The 19,167-nt window shown below is 71.7% G+C and carries 20 protein-coding genes; 11 read left to right on the top strand and 9 right to left on the bottom strand.

Going from position 1 to position 19,167, the window contains the following annotated elements:
- Positions 1–4: 4 nt before the first annotated feature.
- Positions 5–2,125 (bottom strand): PQQ-dependent sugar dehydrogenase, encoded by a 2,121-nt coding sequence (locus tag ACWDX9_RS22075; RefSeq protein ID WP_449956847.1) that lies wholly within the window; start codon positions 2,123–2,125, stop codon positions 5–7.
- A gap of 193 nt (positions 2,126–2,318) precedes the next feature.
- Here ACWDX9_RS22075 and ACWDX9_RS22070 point away from each other — a divergent pair, with 193 nt between their 5' ends.
- Positions 2,319–3,014, top strand: coding sequence for an AfsR/SARP family transcriptional regulator (locus tag ACWDX9_RS22070; RefSeq protein WP_449956844.1), 696 nt, complete (start codon positions 2,319–2,321; stop codon positions 3,012–3,014).
- Here the strand turns inward: ACWDX9_RS22070 and ACWDX9_RS22065 are convergent.
- Entirely contained in the window at positions 2,935–3,561 is a 627-nt protein-coding gene (locus ACWDX9_RS22065) for a TetR/AcrR family transcriptional regulator (protein ID WP_449956841.1), read from the bottom strand. The genes ACWDX9_RS22070 and ACWDX9_RS22065 overlap by 80 nt on opposite strands.
- A gap of 62 nt (positions 3,562–3,623) precedes the next feature.
- Between ACWDX9_RS22065 and ACWDX9_RS22060 the strand changes: the two genes are divergently transcribed.
- The 4 genes from ACWDX9_RS22060 to ACWDX9_RS22045 all read left to right on the top strand — a co-directional run bounded on the left by ACWDX9_RS22060 (position 3,624) and on the right by ACWDX9_RS22045 (position 7,166).
- Positions 3,624–4,280 (top strand): hypothetical protein, encoded by a 657-nt coding sequence (locus ACWDX9_RS22060; protein ID WP_449956838.1) that lies wholly within the window; start codon positions 3,624–3,626, stop codon positions 4,278–4,280.
- A gap of 80 nt (positions 4,281–4,360) precedes the next feature.
- Complete coding sequence (locus ACWDX9_RS22055) at positions 4,361–5,629, top strand: cryptochrome/photolyase family protein (protein ID WP_449956835.1); 1,269 nt, start codon at positions 4,361–4,363, stop codon at positions 5,627–5,629.
- A gap of 186 nt (positions 5,630–5,815) precedes the next feature.
- Positions 5,816–6,649 (top strand): SAM-dependent methyltransferase, encoded by an 834-nt coding sequence (locus ACWDX9_RS22050; RefSeq protein WP_449956832.1) that lies wholly within the window; start codon positions 5,816–5,818, stop codon positions 6,647–6,649.
- 100 nt (positions 6,650–6,749) lie between these two features.
- Complete coding sequence (locus tag ACWDX9_RS22045) at positions 6,750–7,166, top strand: ATP-binding protein (protein WP_449956863.1); 417 nt, start codon at positions 6,750–6,752, stop codon at positions 7,164–7,166.
- A 169-nt stretch (positions 7,167–7,335) separates the two neighbouring features.
- Here the strand turns inward: ACWDX9_RS22045 and egtE are convergent, their stop codons facing one another.
- From egtE to egtA, 5 genes are read right to left on the bottom strand one after another with little or no spacing between them, the layout of a single operon-like run.
- The gene (egtE, locus tag ACWDX9_RS22040) at positions 7,336–8,550 is read right to left on the bottom strand and encodes an ergothioneine biosynthesis PLP-dependent enzyme EgtE (RefSeq protein ID WP_449956830.1); all 1,215 of its coding nucleotides are present in this window, start codon (positions 8,548–8,550) and stop codon (positions 7,336–7,338) included.
- Entirely contained in the window at positions 8,547–9,527 is a 981-nt protein-coding gene (egtD, locus tag ACWDX9_RS22035) for an L-histidine N(alpha)-methyltransferase (protein WP_449956827.1), read from the bottom strand. The genes egtE and egtD overlap by 4 nt, the downstream gene beginning before the upstream one ends.
- Positions 9,528–9,546: 19 nt before the next feature.
- Positions 9,547–10,266, bottom strand: coding sequence for an ergothioneine biosynthesis protein EgtC (gene egtC, locus ACWDX9_RS22030; RefSeq protein WP_449956825.1), 720 nt, complete (start codon positions 10,264–10,266; stop codon positions 9,547–9,549).
- Positions 10,267–11,559, bottom strand: a complete 1,293-nt coding sequence (gene egtB, locus ACWDX9_RS22025) for an ergothioneine biosynthesis protein EgtB (protein ID WP_449956822.1) — start codon at positions 11,557–11,559, stop codon at positions 10,267–10,269. It lies immediately after the preceding gene.
- Positions 11,556–12,818, bottom strand: a complete 1,263-nt coding sequence (gene egtA, locus ACWDX9_RS22020) for an ergothioneine biosynthesis glutamate--cysteine ligase EgtA (RefSeq protein ID WP_449956820.1) — start codon at positions 12,816–12,818, stop codon at positions 11,556–11,558. Before egtA ends, egtB begins: the two co-directional genes overlap by 4 nt.
- Positions 12,819–12,923: 105 nt before the next feature.
- Between egtA and ACWDX9_RS22015 the strand changes: the two genes are divergently transcribed.
- Complete coding sequence (locus ACWDX9_RS22015) at positions 12,924–13,175, top strand: anti-sigma factor family protein (protein WP_449956817.1); 252 nt, start codon at positions 12,924–12,926, stop codon at positions 13,173–13,175.
- Here ACWDX9_RS22015 and ACWDX9_RS22010 read toward each other — a convergent pair.
- The gene (locus ACWDX9_RS22010) at positions 13,170–13,409 is read right to left on the bottom strand and encodes an anti-sigma factor family protein (protein ID WP_185069160.1); all 240 of its coding nucleotides are present in this window, start codon (positions 13,407–13,409) and stop codon (positions 13,170–13,172) included. The genes ACWDX9_RS22015 and ACWDX9_RS22010 overlap by 6 nt on opposite strands.
- A 79-nt stretch (positions 13,410–13,488) precedes the next feature.
- Positions 13,489–14,127 (bottom strand): RNA polymerase sigma factor, encoded by a 639-nt coding sequence (locus ACWDX9_RS22005; protein WP_350723388.1) that lies wholly within the window; start codon positions 14,125–14,127, stop codon positions 13,489–13,491.
- 556 nt (positions 14,128–14,683) lie between these two features.
- Between ACWDX9_RS22005 and ACWDX9_RS22000 the strand changes: the two genes are divergently transcribed.
- From ACWDX9_RS22000 to ACWDX9_RS21980, 5 genes are all read left to right on the top strand, one after another.
- Entirely contained in the window at positions 14,684–15,073 is a 390-nt protein-coding gene (locus ACWDX9_RS22000) for a hypothetical protein (protein WP_449956814.1), read from the top strand.
- 21 nt (positions 15,074–15,094) lie between these two features.
- A complete protein-coding gene (locus ACWDX9_RS21995; protein ID WP_449956811.1) occupies positions 15,095–15,481 on the top strand; it encodes a hypothetical protein in 387 nt (128 codons plus the stop codon).
- 211 nt (positions 15,482–15,692) lie between these two features.
- Entirely contained in the window at positions 15,693–16,826 is a 1,134-nt protein-coding gene (locus ACWDX9_RS21990; protein ID WP_355193912.1) for a hypothetical protein, read from the top strand.
- Between the two features lie 93 nt (positions 16,827–16,919).
- The gene (locus ACWDX9_RS21985; protein ID WP_449956808.1) at positions 16,920–17,690 is read left to right on the top strand and encodes a hypothetical protein; all 771 of its coding nucleotides are present in this window, start codon (positions 16,920–16,922) and stop codon (positions 17,688–17,690) included.
- A gap of 347 nt (positions 17,691–18,037) precedes the next feature.
- A complete protein-coding gene (locus ACWDX9_RS21980) occupies positions 18,038–19,111 on the top strand; it encodes a trypsin-like serine peptidase (protein ID WP_449956805.1) in 1,074 nt (357 codons plus the stop codon).
- Positions 19,112–19,167: the final 56 nt, after the last annotated feature.

Below are 19,167 nucleotides of genomic sequence, written 5' to 3'. Positions count from 1 at the left end.
TCTCCTAACGTGTGGGCTGGAGGATGACCTCGTCGCTGCCGGTCAGCGAGGGCAGGTCCGCGCCGCCGGGGTCGGTGTAGGTCGCGACGAAGACGCCGGTGAGGTGGTCGTTCTCCGGATCGTGCCCGCTCGGCACGGTGGTCTGGATGGAGCCCGTGCAGCCGCGGGCCGTGGTCTGCGGGTGGCCGTGCTCGTCATGGCCGAGGATGTAGTCCACGGTCACGTTGGCGCAGTTCACCGGCTGGTCGTCGGTGACCCGCACCTCGAACTCGACGGCGTCGCCGAACCTGAACGTCTGCCCGTCGGCGGGCCGGACCAGCTCGACGACCGGCGCGGCGTTGCCGACCACGATCCGCACCGACGTCGCCGCCGACCTGCCGGCCTCGTCGCTGACGCGCAGCGTGGCGTTGTAGAGGCCGTTCTGCCGGTACGTGTACGTCGCCTGCGGGCTGCGGGAGTCGACCCGGCCGTCGGCGTCGAAGTCCCAGGCGTAGCGGATCCGGTCCCCGTCGGCGTCGGTCGTACCGGCGCTGGTGAAGTTGACGGTGAGCGGCGCGTGGCCGGCGGTCACCGACGCGGCGGCGGCCGGGACGGGGGTGTGGTTGCCGGTGTTGCCGATGTAGTCGAAGCGTGAGAGCTGGGCGTCCGGGTTCTCCTGGAAGTAGCCGTCGCCGTACTCCAGCACGTAGAGCGCGCCGTCGGGGCCGAACTCCATGTCCATCGGGTTGTCGAACACGAGCGACGGCAGCACGTCCTCGATCCGCCCGTCACGGTGGAACGCCTTGACGTAGTCGCGGGTCCACTCGTAGAAGAGCGGGACGCCGTCGTAGTACCTGGGCCAGGCCACGCTGGTCCGGCCCTGCGCGGCGCGCGGGTCGTAGGCGTACGCGGGCCCGGCCATCGGGCCGATGCCGCCCGTGCCCAGCTGCGGGAACTCCTGCGACGGCCCGTACGAGTACCACACGTCCGGCTGGACCACCGGCGGCAGCCGGCGCAGGCCGGTGTTGTGCGGCGACTCGTTGACGGGTGCGGCGCAGGCGAACGCGTTGCCGGACGCGCCGGTCGCGAAGTCGTAGTCGACGTACGGGAGCCGCGCCGTCGCGCAGTACGGCCAGCCGTAGTTGCCCGCCTTGCGGATCTTCGTCCACTTGCCGTTCCCCGCCGGACCCCGCTGGGGATCGGCCTCCCCCGCGTCGGGCGAGTAGTCGGCGACGTAGAGGTCACCGTTGGTCCGGTTGACCTCGATGCGGAACGGGTTGCGCAGGCCCATCGCGTAGATCTCCGGCCGGGTGCCCGCGGTCCCCGGCGGGAAGAGGTTGCCGCGCGGGATCGAGTAGGAGCCGTCCGGGCGGACCTTGACGCGCAGGATCTTGCCGCGCAGGTCGTTGGTGTTGCCGGCGCTGCGCTGGGCGTCGAACGCCGGGTTCCGGTCCGCCCGCTCGTCGAGCGGGGTGTAGCCGCCGGAGGAGAACGGGTTCGTGTCGTCGCCGGTCGACAGGTAGAGGTTGCCGGCGGCGTCGAAGACGATGTCCCCGCCGACGTGGCAGCAGATGCCGCGGTCCACGGGCACGTCGAGGACGCGCTGCTCGGTACGCAGGTCGATGGTGGAGCCGGTGAAGCGGAACCGGGACAGCCGGATCAGCCCCTTGAAGGGCGCGAAGTCCGCGGGCGTGCCGGTGACCGGGGCGTCGCCCTCGTTGACGTCCGGCGTCGCGGGGTCGTCGATCGGGGTGTCGAGCGGTGGTGAGTAGTAGAGGTAGACCCAGTCGTCCTTCTTGGAGCCGGTGCCGAAGCCGGGGCCGAGGGCGATGCTCTGCAGCCCCTCCTCGTCGTGCCGGTAGACGTCGAGCCGGGCGGCCAGCGTGTTCAGGCCGGTCTTCGGGTCGTTCAACCAGACCTCGCCGCCCCGGGTGGTGTGCAGCACCCTCGAATCCGGTAACACCGCCAGGTCCATCGGCTCGCCGGGATTGTCGTTGAGCGTCACCTTCTGGAAGTCACTGTCGGGAGGCGGGGCCGGGGCGCTCGCGGCGCTCCCGGCGCTCCCGGCGCTCCCGGAGGCGTGGGCGGCGGCGGGCAGGAGGATCGCCGCCGCAGACACGGCCGCGATCACGGTTCTCACTCGCATTGCCTCTCCCTTCGGTCTACTCGGGGGATAAGAGAGGGCAAATCACCGTGAATGTAACCCGAGTTACGCCGATAGAGGAGGGGGTAATCGCGGATGATCGAGCATCTTTCGCCTTCTGATCGGACTAAGTGGCCCCCATCGGTTCCAAGCTGAGCTGCGGTGTTCTCCAAGTCGGCTTGATCACACTTGGCCGGTGGAATTCCGAGTTCTGGGGCCCTTGGAGGTCCGTGCCGGCGACGGGCGGGCCGTCGCGCTGGGTGGGGCACGCCCGCGGGCGGTGCTGGCGCGGCTGCTGGTCGCGCGGGGAACGGTGGTCTCCTCCGACGCCCTGATCGACGACCTGTACGCCGGAGCGCCGCCGCCCAGCGCTCTGCCGACGCTGCACTCGTACGTGTCGAACCTGCGCCGGGCGGAGCTGCGGCCACCGGTGGAGGCGCTGGCCTGCCTGGACGAGGCGCTCGGGCTGTGGCGCGGCACGCCGTACGGGGAGTTCGCCGAGGAGCCGTGGGCCGTCACCGAGGTGAGCCGGCTGCGCGAGCTGCGGCTGGTCGCGCTCGAACGGCGCGCGAACGTGCTGCTGGAGCTGGGCCGGGCCCAGGCGGTGATCACGGACCTGGAGACCGAGGCGGTCGCGAACCCGCTGCGCGAGCGCCCACCTCACCGCCCTCGAACAGCAGGCCGACGCCGCGGGCCTGCGCTGGTGGCGCGACCGCGCCGCCGCCACCCGCGAGCCCCTTCACGTGGCCACCGGTGGATGACAGGCGCCGCCTGGCCGGCTGGCAGGCCGATCACGAGACAGCCGCTTTCGGTCAGCTCAGCAGCTCGCGGGCCAGCGCCTCGCTCCACCAGCGCTCGACCCGCTCGGGTGACCAGCCGCGCTCGGCGGTGAGCGTGGCGTAGACGTCGATGCTGCACATGCCCGCATAGACGTCCACGGCCGCCGGCACGTCCAGGCCCGGGCGGAGCGCGCCGGCGGGCCAGGAGGAGAACACCGCCGTGCGGGTCTCGTCGGCCCGCCTGCGGCCGTCGCGGTAGACCGTCGCCAGCTCGGGCTCGACGCGGCCGGCCTCGCGCAGCAGGGTGATGACGTCACCGGCGCGCTCGTACAGGCGACGGTCGAAGCCGGCCATCGCGGCCAGTTGCCGCGCGGGATCCGTCCCGGGGGCCTCCAGCTCCGCGAGCTGCTGGGACGGGTCGGCCGACAGGTCCGCGGCGTCGGCCAGGGCCCGGGTCAGGCCGGTCTTGTTGCCGTACACCGAGTAGACCGTCGGCACGGAGACCCCCGCCTCGCGGGCCACGTCACGAACGGTCGTCGCCGCCCAGCCGCGCTCGACGAAGAGCCGGCGCGCGGCTCGGGCGATCTCGGCCCGCGTCTCCAGCGCCTGCGTCGTACGGCGCAGCGAGTCGTAACGGCGCGGCCCCACCTCTGCCTCCATGACTTGCACCCTAAGGCTTTACGGTACTTATATTGAATATAACTAGCGAAAGGACCCAGCGGATGCGCTTCTCCCGGATCGGCGGCATCGCCGCCATCGGCTTCGCCACCTCGATCGTGACCGCCAACCTGATCATGGCCCCGGCCGGCCTGCCGCTCACGGGCGCCGGGCTCGACGAGGTCAACGCGTTCTTCGGCGCGAACGGCCACGTCGTCGGCCTCGGATCCGCGTTCGGCCCTGTCGCCTGGGTGCTGGCCACCGTGTTCGGCGCGGGCGCGGTCTCCGCGCTGTGGACGTCCGAACGGGAGCGGGGCGAGGCGTGGTCCCTGGTCGGCTTCGCCGGCCTCATCCTGCAGAACGTCACCTTCGCCGGGATCATGGCGGCCCGCCTCGCACTGGCCAGAACGGCCCCGGCCGACCCCGCCGCGACGCCGGGCCTGTGGGCGTGGCACGACGCGGTGTTCACGCTCAACGGCACGTTCCTGGCCATCGCGCTCGTCGGGCTGTCCGTGGCGGGCCTGCGCGCGAAGCTGCTGCGCCCCTGGGAGGGCATGCTGGGGTTCGCGGCGGCGGTGCTCCAGTTCACCTCGGCCTGCCTGGCCTTCCCGGTCGTGAAGGCGGAGGGCCAGCTCGGGCTCATCGGCCTCGCGGGCTGGCTGATCTGGGTGGTCTGGCTGGTGATGTATGGCATCCGCCTGATCCGCCTGCGCGCGGCGTAGCAGCCCACCTGGAGCTCCTGGCAGGGTCCCCCCGGCGCTCCCGCGAGCCCGGCGAACGGCGTCCGGCTCACACTGTCCCCATGGCCACGGCGATCGTGCTGTTCAACAGGGACCTGCGCGTCCACGACCACCCCGCCCTCGTCGCCGCCTGCGAGCGGGCCGAGCGGGTGGTGCCGCTGTTCGTGCTGGACCCGGCCGTACCGGAGGGGAACCGGCACGGTTTCCTCCTGGAGTGCCTGGCCGAGCTGCGGGCCGCGCTCCGCGTCCGCGACGGCGACCTGGTCGTACGGCAGGGCGACGTCGTCCACGAGACGATGAAGCTGGCCGCCGAGGTGGACGCCACGACGATCTGCGCCGGCGCGGACGTCAGCTCGCTCGCCAGGCGGCGCGAGGAGCGCTTCGCCCGGGAGCGGATCGAGTACCTGCGTTTCCCCGGCGTCACCGTCGTGCCTCCGGACGCGCTGCGGCCCTCGGGCGGCGGCGACCACTACCGGGTCTTCACCCCCTACTGGCGCGCGTGGACCCGCCACCCCCGCCGCCCGGTCCTGCCGCCGCCGCGCACGGTGCGGACGCCCTCGGCCCTGGCCGCCGGGCGGCTGCCCCGGCCCCAGGCGCCCGGACCGATGCCCGGCGGCGAGCCGGCGGCCCGCGAGCGCGCCGACCGCTGGCTGCGCCAGGGGCTGGACGGCTACGCCGACGGGCACGACGACCTGGCGGGCGACCGCACCTCGCGGCTCAGCCCCTACCTCCGCTTCGGCTGCCTGTCGCCGCTGGAGCTGGCCTGCCGCGCCGAGCGCAGCGAGGCCTTCGTCCGCCAGCTCTGCTGGCGGGACTTCCACCACCAGGTGACGTACGCGTTCCCGCGCATCGCCCGCGAGAACTACCGCCACCCCGAACGGCGCTGGCGGCACGACCAGGACGCGCTGCAGGCGTGGCAGGCCGGGATGACCGGGCTGCCCATCGTGGACGCCGGGATGCGGCAGCTGCTCGCCGAGGGCTGGATGCACAATCGGGCCCGCTTGATCACGGCCGCATATCTGGTCAGACATCTCGGCCTCGACTGGCGCGACGGCGTACGGCACTTCTTCGAGCACTTGCTCGACGGCGATGTGGCCGACAATTCGGGCAACTGGCAATGGGTCGCGGGCACAGGGAACGACACCCGTCCCAATCGCACCTTCAATCCCCTACGTCAGGCCAAGCGCCACGACCCCGAGGGCCACTATGTGCAGCGCTATGTGCCCGAACTCGCCGCCGTGGCAACCCCGTACGTCCACGAGCCCTGGCGACTTTCCGCGCCGCCCGCCGGGTACCCCGCGCGGCTTGACAGTGCCGCTGACCAGGGATGACTCGCGGACGATCTATTACACCGGACGTGTCACGGAGAATCTGGTCACAAACATTTCCCGAAATAACCGGTCTATCGTATTGTCATTGACTGGAATTGTTGGAACATATGGTCAGAGTCATCGAGTGAAGTCCAAAGATCGCTTACCGCAAAAAGGTCAGCGGCGAGGGGAAAGGGGACAACGCTCATGCACCGACGTGCTGTCCGAAACCTGGCCAGGCTCGACACGACGCAAGCCAGAATCACTCGGATATTCGACGCTGCCGCAGGTGGGAAGGACAACTTCCTGGCGGACAAAGACGTGGTGCGCCATTTTGATCAAGTTACACCTGCCCTCACGACCGCGGCCCGCGCCGTTCTACAATTCCTGTCCCGGGTGGTGACCCACCTGGCGGCCGAAGGCGTGGACCAGTTCATGATCGTGGGCAGTGGCGTCCCCAGCGGCCTCTCGGCCGGGAACCGGTTACACGACATAGCCCGCCGCGCCTCGCCCGGGTCCGCCGTACGCGTCGTGTACGTCGAGAACAACCCGATGGTGGTGGCCACCGCCCAGGCCACCATCGAGCCCTTCACGGACCTGGTCCGCGTGGTGGACGGCGACGTGCGGGAGATCGACGAGATGCTCCAGGACCACGTGGTCCAGACGTTCATCGACTGGGAGCGACCCCTGGCCGTGCTCCTGCTGTCGTCGCACAGCCTCGACGACGACGAGTACGCCCACTACGTCGTCAAGCGGCTCCAGCACGCGGCGCCCAAGGGCAGCTTCCTCGGCCTGCTGCACACCACGTTCGACGCCGTCCCGCCGGAGCTGCTGCCCGCCATCCGCGACATGGTCGCCATGACGCTGCCCCGCCTCGCGATCCGCTCGCGGGAGGAGGTCGCGGCCCTGCTCGACGGCCTCGACCTGATGGAGCCCGGGCTGGTGTGGGTGCCGGAGTGGCACCCCGGCGGGCGTGACCTCGCCTGCGCCGACGAGCCGAGCGCGTCGGGCAACTACGGCGCCGTCGCCCACATCCCCTGACGCGTCTCTCCGAGCCCGGAATCGTAACGAAATCGCATTCGCATAAGTGAGGGCGAGAGCTTATCGTGGAGTTGGGAGCGCTCCCAATCTGAGAGACGTGATGCGTATGTCCCCCCGCCCCAGCTCCTTGTCCGCCGCTCCGACTCGCGCGGTCGCGTACCTGCTGCCGTCGGTGCCGGCCGGTGTCTGCGAGGCGCGCTCCCTGGTCCGGACCGAACTGACCGGCTGGGGCCTGGAAAGGCTGATCGACGACTGCGTGCTCATCGTCAGCGAACTGGTGACCAACGCCGTCCGGTACGGCGGATCGGCGTACGCGTTACGCCTGGAGGATCGTACGGACCGGTTGTACGGGGAGGTCTTCGATCCGGGCGACGGCGAGCCCCGCCCGTGCTCGCCCGACGCGGACGCGCTCTCGGGACGAGGGTTGCAGATCGTCTCGGCGATCGCCGACGACTGGGGAGTGACCGCGGCGGACGGCGGCAAGGTCGTCTGGTTCTCGGTCCTGAGCACCATCTGATCGGGGGCGAGCCGCCATCTGACCGGCGTGACGGGCCGGCCTCAACCCTGCGTGACGGGCCGCCCTCAGCCCGGCGCGGCGGGCGCGCTTTCAGCGGGTGCGGTGGGCGCGGTGTCAGCGGGCGCGGTGGGCGCGGTGTCAGCGGGCGTGGCGTCAGCGGGTCGTGGCGTCAGCGGGCGAGGACGCGGGCCAGGGCGTGCAGGGTCTCCACGGGCGTGCCGGGCGGCGGGGAGACGCGGAGCACGGGTTCGCGCAGGTCCAGCGGCGCGCGGGCGGTCGGTACGACGTTGACCAGCAGCGACGCCTCGGCGGCCCGGACGGCGGCGCTCTGCGCGCTGTCTCCCGGCGGCGGCCGGAGCGTGACCAGGGCGGACGGCTCGTCGAGCGGCTCGACCACGCGCCACCCGCCGGCCCCGTCGAGCACGCCGCGCGCCGTACGGCCGAGGTCGGCCAGGTGCGCCTGGACCGCGAACGGCCCGAGCTCGTGATACTCCAGCACGGCCGCCCCGAGCCCGGCCCGCGCCGCGACCGCCGCCTCCGAGCTCTCGAACCGCACCACCCCGGGCAACGGCACCGGGCCGTCGCACTGGGACGCCACCCCGGGCAGCGGGCCGTCAGAAGTCCACAGGTGGCCACCCAGGGTGGGGACCGCGGCGTCCATGGCCGGCGTGAGCCCGGGGACGATCAGGAAGCCGACGCCGCGCGGCCCGGCCAGCCACTTGCGCGAGGTCCCCACGTACGCGCTCGCACCCGCCCCGCGTACCTCGACATGCCCGAGTGACTGGCAGACGTCGAGCACGAACGGCACCCCCGCCCCACGGCACAGCGCCCCGATCTCCTCGGCGGGCTGCACGACGCCGCGATGGGAGGCCACGTGGGAGACGATCACCAGGTCGAGCCCGGCAGCCAGCAGGGCCCGCAGCCCTTCGAGGTCGAGGCGGGCGTCGCCGTCCACCGGCAGCTCGACCGGCTGCCAGCCGCGCTGGGCGGCCAGGCGGTGCAGCAGCATCAGCGTGCCGCCGTACTCGGTGCGCGCGTGGCCGACGCGGCTGCCCGGCGGGAGCCGCCACCCGCCCAGGAGGGCCGCCATCGCCGCCGTCCCGCTCTCCAGGAACGCCACGTCCGCAGGACCGCCCCCGACCAACCCGGCCAGGGCCGATCTGGCCGGGGTGAGGTCGGGGACGGCCGCGTAGCCGCCGCGTTCCCGTTCCAGCCGCAGGTGCGCCACGACCGCGTCGAGCACCCGGTCGCTGGGCACGTTGCAACCGGCCGCGTCGAGATGCCCGGGCGGCACGACGCTGCGCGCCGCCCGCCACAGCTCACCGGCCTGCGCCGCCCACCCGGCCCCGGCGGGCGGCGCCACCTGCCCCGTTCCGGGGATCATGCCTCCGCCAGGATCAGGGTGAAGTCACCGTCCGGGTCGGTGTAACCGCGGCGGACGAGGAAGCCCGCCCCGGCCAGCTCGGCCCGCAGCCCCTCCGGCCGGAACTTGGCGCTGATCTCGGTACGCATCTCCTCCCCCGCGGCGAAGTCCACCTCCAGCCCGAGCTCCGCGACCCGCACCCGCAGGTCCCGGACGGCCCGCAGCCGCATCTCGATCCATTCGTGCCGCTCGTCGTAGAGCGCCACGTGCTCGAACGCCTCCGGCTCGAAGTCGGCCCGCAGTTCCCGGTTGATCACGTGGAGCACGTTGCGGTTGAAGGCGGCCGTCACTCCGGACGCGTCGTCGTAGGCGGCCACCAGCCGCTCGGTGTCCTTCACCAGATCGGCCCCGAGCAGGAACGTGTCCCCCCGCCGGAGCGTGGCCCGCACCTCCTTCAGGAACACCCGGCGGGCGGCGGGTTCGAGGTTGCCTATCGTGCCGCCGAGGAAGGCCACCATCCGCCGCCCGGTACGCGGCAGCAGTCCCAGGTGGTGCTCGAAGTCGGCGCACACCGCCCGCACGTCGAGCCCGGGGAAGCGCCCGGCGACCCGGCGGGACGCGGCTTCGAGCGTGACGGCGTCCACGTCCACCGGCGTGTACGCGCGCAGCGTGCCCGCCGCGGAAAGCGCCTCCAGCAGCAGCTCCGTCTTCTCGCTGGTGCCCGACCCCAGCTCGACCAGCGTGTCCGCGCGGGAGGCGGCGACCAGGTCCGCTGCCCGGGACCGCAGGATCGCCAGCTCGCGCCGGGTCGGGTAGTACTCGGGCAGCCGGGTGATGCGGGAGAACAGCTCGCTGCCCGCGGTGTCGTAGAACCACTTGGGCGGCAACCACTTCGGCGAGGATGTCAGACCCATCCTGACGTCACGTTCGAGGGCCTGCCGCAGGTAGTCACGGTCGAGATGGTTGATCACATGCACGGACGACTGGCTGACGGCCATGAGGCCTCCTATGGTGAGATCACAACGGCTGCACGGCAACGCGGTCGGGGGTGACGGTCAGCAGGCTGCGCTCGGGAACGGGCTGCCAGCCCGGCAGGTCGTCGAGCGGCTCGCTGGCCACGCGCACGCCGTCGTGGCTTCGATGGTGGAAGAGCGTGTCGCCCCAGGCGGTCGCGGCGATCGAGGCGCCGTCGCAGGCGAGCAGGTTGAGGCGGGCGCCGGGATCCTTCTTCCCGGCGTGGACGACGACTTCGGCCAGCGCCTCGCCCAGCCCCAGCCCGGCGCGCCCGCGCAGGAACACGGCGGTCGCCACCCAGGCGGCGTCGCACGCGCTCTCCGCGCGACCGGCCAGGTCGTCGGCGAGGTCGCGCAGCGCGTCCTTGCCGACGCGCCCGTTGTGGCTGAGCAGCCACCCCTTGTCGGTGAACGGCGCGGTGGCGCTCTCCTCGATCGGCATGCCCGCGGTGGCCGAGCGCACGGCCGCGAGCAGGCAGGTGGAGCGGGCGATCTGGGCGAGCGCGGGCAGGTTGGCGTCGGACCAGATGGGCACGGTACGGCGGTAGCGCACGGGCTCGGGGCGCGTGGAGTCGTACCAGCCCATGCCGTAACCGTCGGCGTTGATCATGCCGTTGCGCTGGTGCCGGGGCGCGTACGACTGCTTGAACAGGCCGTGCTCGGGTTCGTGGATGAGCCAGGTGAGCGGGCGGGGCTCGCCCAGCCAGGCCGCGTGCCTGCACACCTAGACCAGCTCCGAACGCGCGCAGCGGAACCCGGTGAAGATCTGCCGCCTGATCGGGTAGTCCCAGTTCCTGAACGTGGTGCGGACCGCCGCCGGGTCCGCCGCCCAGGAGCCGCCGCGCAGCACCCGGTATTCCTGGCCGAAGAACACCTCGCTGTACTCCTTGTAGGGGAACGCGCGGAAGCCCGGGTAGGGCTGGAACCAGGAGCCGGTCCACTCCCACACGTCTCCGACCATCTGCTCGACCCCGTACGCGCTGGCCCCGGCCGGGTAGGCGCCCAGCGGCGCGGGGTGGGCGGCGCGGTGGCCGAGGTTCGCCCTGGCCGGGTCGGGGGCCTCCTCGCCCCACGGGTAGCGGCGGGCGCGGCGGGCCTCCGGGTCCCAGCCGCAGGCCTTCTCCCACTCGGCCTCGGTGGGCAGCCGCTTGCCAGCCCAGCGGGCGTAGGCGTCGGCTTCGTACCAGCTCACGTGCTGGACGGGCTCGTCCATCGGGATCGGCTCGGTGCGGCCGAAGCGCCTGCGCCACCAGGCGTCGCCTTCCTTGACCCAGAACAGGGGCGCGACCACCCCGCTGCGCTGCCGCCACTGCCAGCCTTCGGCGGACCACCAGCGCGGGTCGTCGTAGCCGCCCCCCTCGATGAACGCCGCGTACGCGCGGTTGCCGACGGGGAGCCGGTCGATCCAGTACGCGGGCAGGTCCACCTGGTGGGCGGGGCGTTCGTTGTCGTAGGCCCAGGGGAGGGTGGCGGTGCCCATCATGAAGGAGCCCGCGGGCACGTACACCTCCTCGGGGCCGCCGCTCCGGCCCTGCGGCAGGTCGCCCTCGCGTACCAGGCCGGGCTGCCCGGACAGCTGCAGGGTGGCGAGCATGGTCTCGTCGTGCTGGTGCTCGTGCTGGATCACCAGGCCGAACACGAAGCCGTCGCGGTGCAGCGGGTCGGCCCCCTCCAGGTCGACCGCGTCGAGGACGTCGAGCACGCGCCCGCGTACGCCCTCGATGTAGCGGCGGGCCTCGGCCGGGCTCAGGAGGGGCAGCGTGGGGCGGTCCTTGCGCGGATGTTTGAACGCGTCGTAGATGTCGTCGATCTCGGGACGGATCGGCTCGATGCCGCCGGCCGCGCGCAGCACCCACAGCTCCTCGTAGTTGCCGACGTGCGCGAGGTCCCACACCAGCGGCGACATCAGCGGGGAGTGCTGACGCACCAGCAGGTCGTCGTCCGCCTCGGTGTAGGCGAGCGACCGGTCGCGCACGGCGAGGAGCTCGGCCGCGATGCGTTCCTTGGAGTCGGTCATTGCCGTCCTTCCCCGTTCAGCCAGGCCGGGACGCGCCGTCCCGGCACCGGATCCATCAGGTCGGCCGCCGGTGAGCGGCCCGTTGTCACGTGCCGGTCGGCGAACGCGGCCACCTCGCCGACCAGGCCGGGGTCCGCGCCGAGGCGGGGCAGCGCCTCCAGCGCGGCGCGGAAGCACGCCTCGGCGGCCCGGCTCAGGCGCGGCTCGGTCAGCCCGCACCGAGCCGCGTCCCGCCACAACTCCCGGCTCGGCATCCGGCCGGGCCCCAGGTACGGCTCCACGGCGGCCAGCGCGGCGTCGGCGGCCCGGTCGTCGGCGACGAGGGCGTGGGTCACGGCCACGCACACCGGCCAGGCCGCCGGGTGCTGGGCGTCGAGGTAACGGATCTCCAGCCAGCCCCTGGGCCGTACCGGGGGGAAGACCGTCGTGGCGTGATAAGCCAGGTCGTCGGCGGTGGGGCGGCGCTCGCCCGCGCCGTTCAGCCAGTCGCGGAACGTCGAGCCGTCGCGGACCGGGCGACATCGCTCCCCGTCCTCGCGCACCAGCATGAGCCGGGCGTCCAGCAGGTAGTCCGCCCAATCGGCGGCGGGGTCGCCGGAATCGGGCACGGGCGCGGTCCGGGTGCGGTCGAGGCGGTCCCAGACGGCCTGGCGGCCCGACATCCAGCCGCACGGCCGGCCGCCGCTGAGCGGCGAGTTGGCGAAGGCCGCCATCAGCACGGGGCCGAGCGCGTGCGCCCGCTCCCAGCGGGCCTGCGGCCGCTCCCCCAGGTCCAGGTTGACCTGGACGGAGGCGGTCGAGCACATCATCAGGGCCCCGTACGGCTCGCCGAGGAACTCGGCCATGGCGTCGTACCTGGGCAGGCGGAGCTGGCGGCGGGCCGGGCGCACCGGGTCGAGGCCCACCCCGGCCAGCACCAGCCCCGCCGGGCGCAGGGCGGCGCGCACGGCGGAGACGTCGGCGGCCAGGCCGTCGAGCGCGTCCCGCAGCGGGGCCGCGGGACCGGAGAGCTCGAGCTGCCCGCCCGGCTCGAACGTCACCCGGCTGCCGCCCGGCAGCGCCGGGACGGCCCGCTCGACCTCGGCCATCGGGACCTGCGCGGCCGCAGCCGCACGGTCGAAGACCAGGAACTCCAGCTCGACGCCCACCCGCTCCTCGGCGTCCGGATCCTGCGCGGCCGGCTGGAAGCAGCGGCGCGCGAAATCCGCCACCTCGGAGGCGTCCCGCAGCGGCGTGCTCTCGGACGTCAGCCCGATCATCGTCGTCCCCTTCGCGTGGCGCACAGGTCTACAGACCCGCGAGGCGCGCGAACGTTACAGGCGGATTTTCGTGTAACGGATGGGACGTGACCGGGACTAGGTCACATGGAGCGGGCAGCGGACGACCTCGGGTGCGACGACGTGCTGGAGCTGCTCACGGACTATCTGGAGGCGGCGCTCCCGGCGGGGCGACGGCGGCTGGTCACGGACCATCTGGACGCCTGCCCAGCGTGTTCGGAGTGGCGGGCGCAGATCCTGGCGACGATCGCGGCGCTCGGCTGCCTGCGTGACGACGTCATGCCGGCGCCGGTGCTCGCCGCGCTGCGGGCGAGCTTCCGTACGAGCCCCGGCTCATAACCGGCGCCGCTCGCGGAAGGCGGACATGAGCCGGTCGCGCATGTCGGCGGGCAGCTTCTCCGGAGGCGGGTCGCCGAGGGCGTCGATGGTCGCCCGGAACTGCTCGACGTAGCGCTCGCACCCCTCGCAGCAGGCCAGATGCGCCCGGACGCCGTCGCGGGCGGGCCGGTCGAGGGCGTCCTCAAGGTAGGCGGTGATGAGTCCCGCCAGCTCGTCGCAGGTGAACCGCTTCACGACGTCGACCGCCCTTGCCTCTGGATATGAACCGTTTCACTTATTGTCGCCGCTTCGCCGCCCAGGAGAAGCCCACCGGCTACTCCGGCTGCTTCACGGACTCGAAATAGTCCGCGAGCCAGCCGCGCACGGCCGTGCGGGCGCGATGCAGCAGCACCCGCTGGTTGGCCTCGGAGATCTCCAGGATCTCGCACACCTCCTCGGACGTGCACCCTTCCACGTCACGCAAGGTGATCACGATCCGCTGCCGGGGAGGCAGCCTCGCCAGCCCCTCGGCGATCAGCCCGCGCACCTCCGAGGCGAGCGCCTCGCTCTCCGGCGTCGGCCAGGTCGCGGGGAGCTCCTTCCAGCCACCCGGCAGCACCGCGTCGAAGCCCTGGTCCGCCACCGAGACGCCGTCGTGCTCGAAGGAGCTCCACGGCAGCGTCCGGCTCTCGCGGGCGCCGCGCTTCTTCGCGGTGTTGATCAGGATGCGGTAGACCCACGTCTTGACCGACGAGCGGCTCTCGAACGCGTCGATCCCGCCGATCACCGCCAGCCACGTGTCCTGGACGACCTCCTCCGCGGAGTGGTCGGTGGACACGTAGGACCTGGCCACCCGCAACATGCCCCCGGACCAGGTGTCGAGCAGCGCCGCGAACATCGCCTCGTCCCCGGCGCGCAGGGCCGTGACGACGACGTCATCCGGGGGCAGCTCACCGCCCGCGAGAGACCCCACGATCGCTTCCCTCCGCTCGAACGCTGAGACATCCATGGCATCGGGACCGATCGCCGGCCCTCGCCCGGGACATACCGCCCCACGCTAATCCTTCCCACCGACGTTCTTCCGTCTCGGCGGAAGGCCACAAGATGTGTATTTTTCGGATAAACAGGTCAGAGCCTTCCCAAAGGCGCAGTTCACGACGTTACGGGCCCGCGATCCCGCTCCCTTAGGACCAGACTCCCAAAGTTCCGGACATCCCCGGCGCCACATCCTGGTGGAGATCCATCCTCGGGGCGATAGTCGGCATCATGTTCGATATCACCCTCGACCCCAGTGTCCGTTTCGCCGTCCAAGGGGCCTGGGCACCCTGATGCCGGCCTGAACCGCACTCCTCCGGCGGCCGCGAACGCAGCCGCCGGAGGAGGCATGACGCCTGCGATGAGCCACGGGTTCACTTGCGGTTGATCAAAAAAGCTTGAGCGTCGCCTTCCGGGGTGGCTCGCGTCGCAATCCCCCTCCCCTAATTACTTTCTGTCGTGGCATACATCTGTCTGTAACCGAGGGGGACTTCATGCTCCGTCGTATCCTGGCGGGCGGGCTCGCTCTGACCGCCACCGGTCTCGTCCTGGCAACCGGCCCTGCCGTGTTCGCCGACGAACTCAAGGCCCCGTACGCGCGGGCCGGGGCGGTCGTCGACGCGGACGGCAGGCTCAACCTGGGCAAGAACATCGTCGCGACCTGGCGGGCGGCCACCGGCAAGTACTGCGTGCAGGTCGCCCAAGACGTCGACGTGACCGAGGCGGTCATCCAGATCACCGCGCGCCACGCGCTGCGACTGCCGCACATCGCCTTCAGGAACCCCTCGGCGACCTGCCACCGGGACAACACCGTCACGGTCAACGTCTTCAACCCCCACACGGCGCGGCTCGCCGACTCCGGTTTCGACCTCTCCATCTCCTGATCTGGCCCGAAGGGACAACCAATGAAGAACATCAGGCGCATTGCCGCAGGAGTGCTCGCCGCCGCCGCCGTCCTGACGCCGGTCGCCGCCCACGCGGACACGCCGTACGCCCAGGCGTCGGCCGAGGTGGACATGGACGGTTCCCTGATCGACGGCAGCCACGTCAACGACGTCTGGCACCCGTACAGGGGCGTCTACTGCGTGTCCGTCGACGAGAGCGTGGACTTCACCGGCGCGACGGCGATCCACGTCACGCCCATCGGCGAGTACTCCGCTCCGCGCTCGCTGTCCGTCGAGCTCAATCCGTCGTCGGCGTGCGGCGAGACCCGCCTGGACACCATCGCCGTCTACAGCCAGGTCGGCTTCAGGGTGCGGGGCGACTCGGCGTTCTACCTGTCCGTCTCCTGACGCCGCCAGGGCCGCGCGCGGCGAACGCGATGCGCGCGGCCCTGCCGCCTGGCGGCCTTCGGCTTCCGACAGAGGAGTTACGCCGCATTTCCCGGCAAAAGCGCAGATCAGCGACCTGCAGTCGGAGCGAATCCCCTCCGGGGCACCAGCGAATACAGCATCCTGGGCATGCCATCACGCTCACCCCGCCCCCTTCAGCCGAGGAGGTCGCGTGACCCGGTACGCCATAGATCACAGCCGCAACATGCTCATCGCCCAATGGAGCACCGGCATCGGCGACAGCGCCACCACCGTCGCCGAGCTGCCCAGGGCCCGCTCCCCCTGGGACGCCCTGCGGCTGGCCACGTCCCTGACCGACCTGTCGCAGGCCTGCTGGCGCTGCTACACCCATCCGGCCAGCACCGCGGAGCGGCACGGGCCCAACAGCCTGGGCTGGTACCGGCAGTGCGAACGCGACGCCTTCGCCGCCATCGTCCCCGCGCTGACCAGCCCGGGCCCTTCCATCGGCAGCCCGTTCCCCACGGCGACCACCCGGGTCGAGGACAGCGCCCATCGCGTCGGCCGTTCCCTGCGCGCCTTCGACATCTCGCAGCTCACGGTCCGCATCATCACCGAGGTCACCGACGAGCTGGCCGCCATCGAGCAGGCCGAGCTCGGCGACCTGTCCGACCGCGCCCAGCAGGCCGTCGTCCTCAGCCGCGAGGACGCCTCCCCCCTCCAGGTCGCCCAGGCCGACGGCCTGCTGCACCGGCACCCCTTCGGCCCCGAGGAGCTGTTCACCCACGTGGATCCGGCCGCGGCCGCCATCGCCGCCGCGCACTGGCTCTACGCGGCGGCCTCCACCACCGCCCGCCGCGCCCGCCTGCACCCGGCGCAGGTCGTGGCGCGGGTCGACGGCATCAGGCCGCTCGTCCAGGAGAGCCTCACCGAGATCGTGACCTCGATAGGCGCCGGCATGTCCCCGCGGCAGGCCGTCATGCCGATGATCCGCCACGCGCTGCACATCGCCGAGGGTCACCTCAGCGGCGTCACGGAGGCCAGATACCGCATCACCGCGGCCGAGGAGCTCGCCGAGCGGGCCCACGCCGACCACCCCGAGCTCGGGCTCGACTTCGACGCCGTCTACCTGCCGATCACCCCGCTCGACCCGGCCCGCCCGGCCCTCGACCTGCTGGAGAACCTGCTGGAGGCCATCCACGGCTGCTGGCTGCTGGACGTGCACCGCGTGCACCCGCTGGGCACCCTCGTCGACGAGAGCACCGACCCGCTGCGGCGGGGTCCGGTCGAGGCGTTCCTGGCGGAGGTCAGGCAGGAGGCGGCCGTCCGCCACGAGGATCTGCTGTAGCGAGCCGACAGTTTCAGGCCTTTCGAAATGAGCCGGCCCCATGGCGGCCGTTGATTAGTGTCGCTCTCCTTGATCACCTCACTGGGGAGCAACATGCGAAAGATATCGGCATACGTCGGGGCCCTGGCGCTGGCGAGCGCGGTGGTCGTGGGCTCGGTCGCGCCCTCCGCGTCGGCGGCCACGGCCCACAGCGTCACGGCGGGCGTCGAGCGTACGACGTGGTTGAGCCCGGGCCAGCTGCTCAAGGCGGGTGACTCCGTACGGTCGTCCGGCGGCGACTACGTCCTGCAGCAGCAGACCGACGGCAACCTGGTCCTGTACCGGGGCAGCACGCCGCTGTGGAGCAGCCAGACCGGCGACAGCCCGGGCGCGTTCGCCGCCATGCAGGAGGACGGAAACCTGGTCGTCTACCGCGGCAAGACCCCGCTGTGGGCCTCGAACACCGACACCCCCGGCGCCCGCCTGGCCGTCCAGGACGACGGGAACCTGGTCATCTACGCCGGCAAGACCCCGCTGTGGACCCGCCACGCCACGATCAGCGTGCTCAAGCCCGGCTACGGGCTCAAGCCCAACCAGTACGTACGCTCCCGCAACGGCGACTACCAGTTCGCCATGCAGGAGGACGGCAACCTCGTGCTCTACAAGGCCGGCAAGGCCCTGTGGGACTCGAAGACGGGCGGGAACCCGGGCGCGCGGCTGGAGATGCAGAAGGACGGCAACCTGGTCGTCTACAAGGGCACGACGCCGCTGTGGGACTCCAAGACCGGCAAGAACCCCGGCGCGCGGCTGGAGATGCAGGACGACGGCAACGTCGTCATCTACGACGGCAAGCGCCCGCTCTGGTCCACCGAGACGGGCCGCTAGTTCCGGGTGAACCTCCTCGGCGACGGCGGCCAGGTCGCCGAGGAGGCCGTCAACCACAGTGCGCTCGCGCCGTCGCGACGGCGCGAGACCTGGGTGCGGCCATCGCTTGGTCCTCCCGGCGTCTATGACCTGGACCGCCGAAGGGCGATGGCCGCAGGTAACAGTCTGACGCCTCTGCGTGAACAGCGCAGCTCATCACCGCAAATGGCGGCGGCGGTGGCGGTTACTCCCGGTATCGGCAGCAGTTCGTCCGTCAATGGCGCTATATCAATATGTGCATGCCTTGAGGAAGATACTTAGCGCTGTACGTACCTCCATGCGGCAGATTCCGGTTTCGGGAGGTACGAATGCATCGCAGAGTCGTCCTGCTCTCCGCCGTCGCGCTCGCTCTCGCGGGCGCGCTGGTCCCGGCGGGCGCCGCCCAGGCGAGCGCACCGAGCGGCCTCGGTCCCAGGCCCGTCGGCTGGTCCGGCGCGGACTCCTGGTCGGAACGCAGGAGCGTCCTGCAGTACTGGACACCACAGCGCATGCTGGCGGCACAGCCGCTGGGGGACCCGCCGCCGCGCCGCGGCCAGTCGAGCGGGCCGACCGAGGGCTCCCCGTGGGCCAGCCGGAACGGCTCGGTCCAGCGCTCTTCCTGGTCGACCGGCAGCGGCGCCGCCACCCGGGGCGCGGCCTGGTCGGTCGCCGGCACCCAGGCCGTCAACCAGCGACTGCAGGCCGTGGTGCCCAACAGCCCCGGCCTGCGGTGGACCGACGGCGGCGCCATCGTCCGCACCACCGGGCGCGTCTTCTTCACCACCGCGGAGGGCGGCAACGCCTCCTGTTCGGGCTCGGCAGTGACCAGCGCCAATGAGAGCGTCGTGATGACCGCCGGGCACTGCGTGAAGATGAACGGGGCCGCGCACCGCAACTGGGTGTTCGTGCCCGGGTTCGACAACGGGCGGCGCCCGTTCGGCACCTGGGTCGCCACCAGCTTGCTCACCACGCAGCAGTGGAACGCCAACGAGGACATCAACTTCGACGTCGCCGCCGCCGTGGTCGCGCCGCTGCAGGGGCAGACGCTGACCGACGTGGTCGGCGGGCAGGGGATCGCGTTCAACCAGCCCAGGGGACGGCAGATGTTCTCCTTCGGCTATCCGGCGGCCGCGCCCTTCGACGGCTCCCGGCTGATCTACTGCAGCGGGCGCACGTTCAACGACACCGTCCAGACCAGGGACCAGGGCCTGCGCTGCAACATGACCGGCGGGTCGAGCGGCGGACCGTGGTTCCAGGGGTTCAACGAGTCCACCGGGCTGGGCTGGCTGAACTCGGTCAACAGCTTCAAGTACGACTTCGCCCCCCAGTTCATGTTCGGGCCCTTCTTCGGGAACGAGGCAATGGCCGTCTACCAGTCCGCCCAGCGCGCCAACGCGGCCTGAGCCGACTTTCAAGGCGATTGCCTTAATAAGGCGGCCGACTTATATTCGGAAGGGTC

It is taken from the genome of Nonomuraea sp. NPDC003201 (genome assembly GCF_053590415.1).
This window is presented reverse-complemented; position numbering and strand designations above follow the sequence as displayed.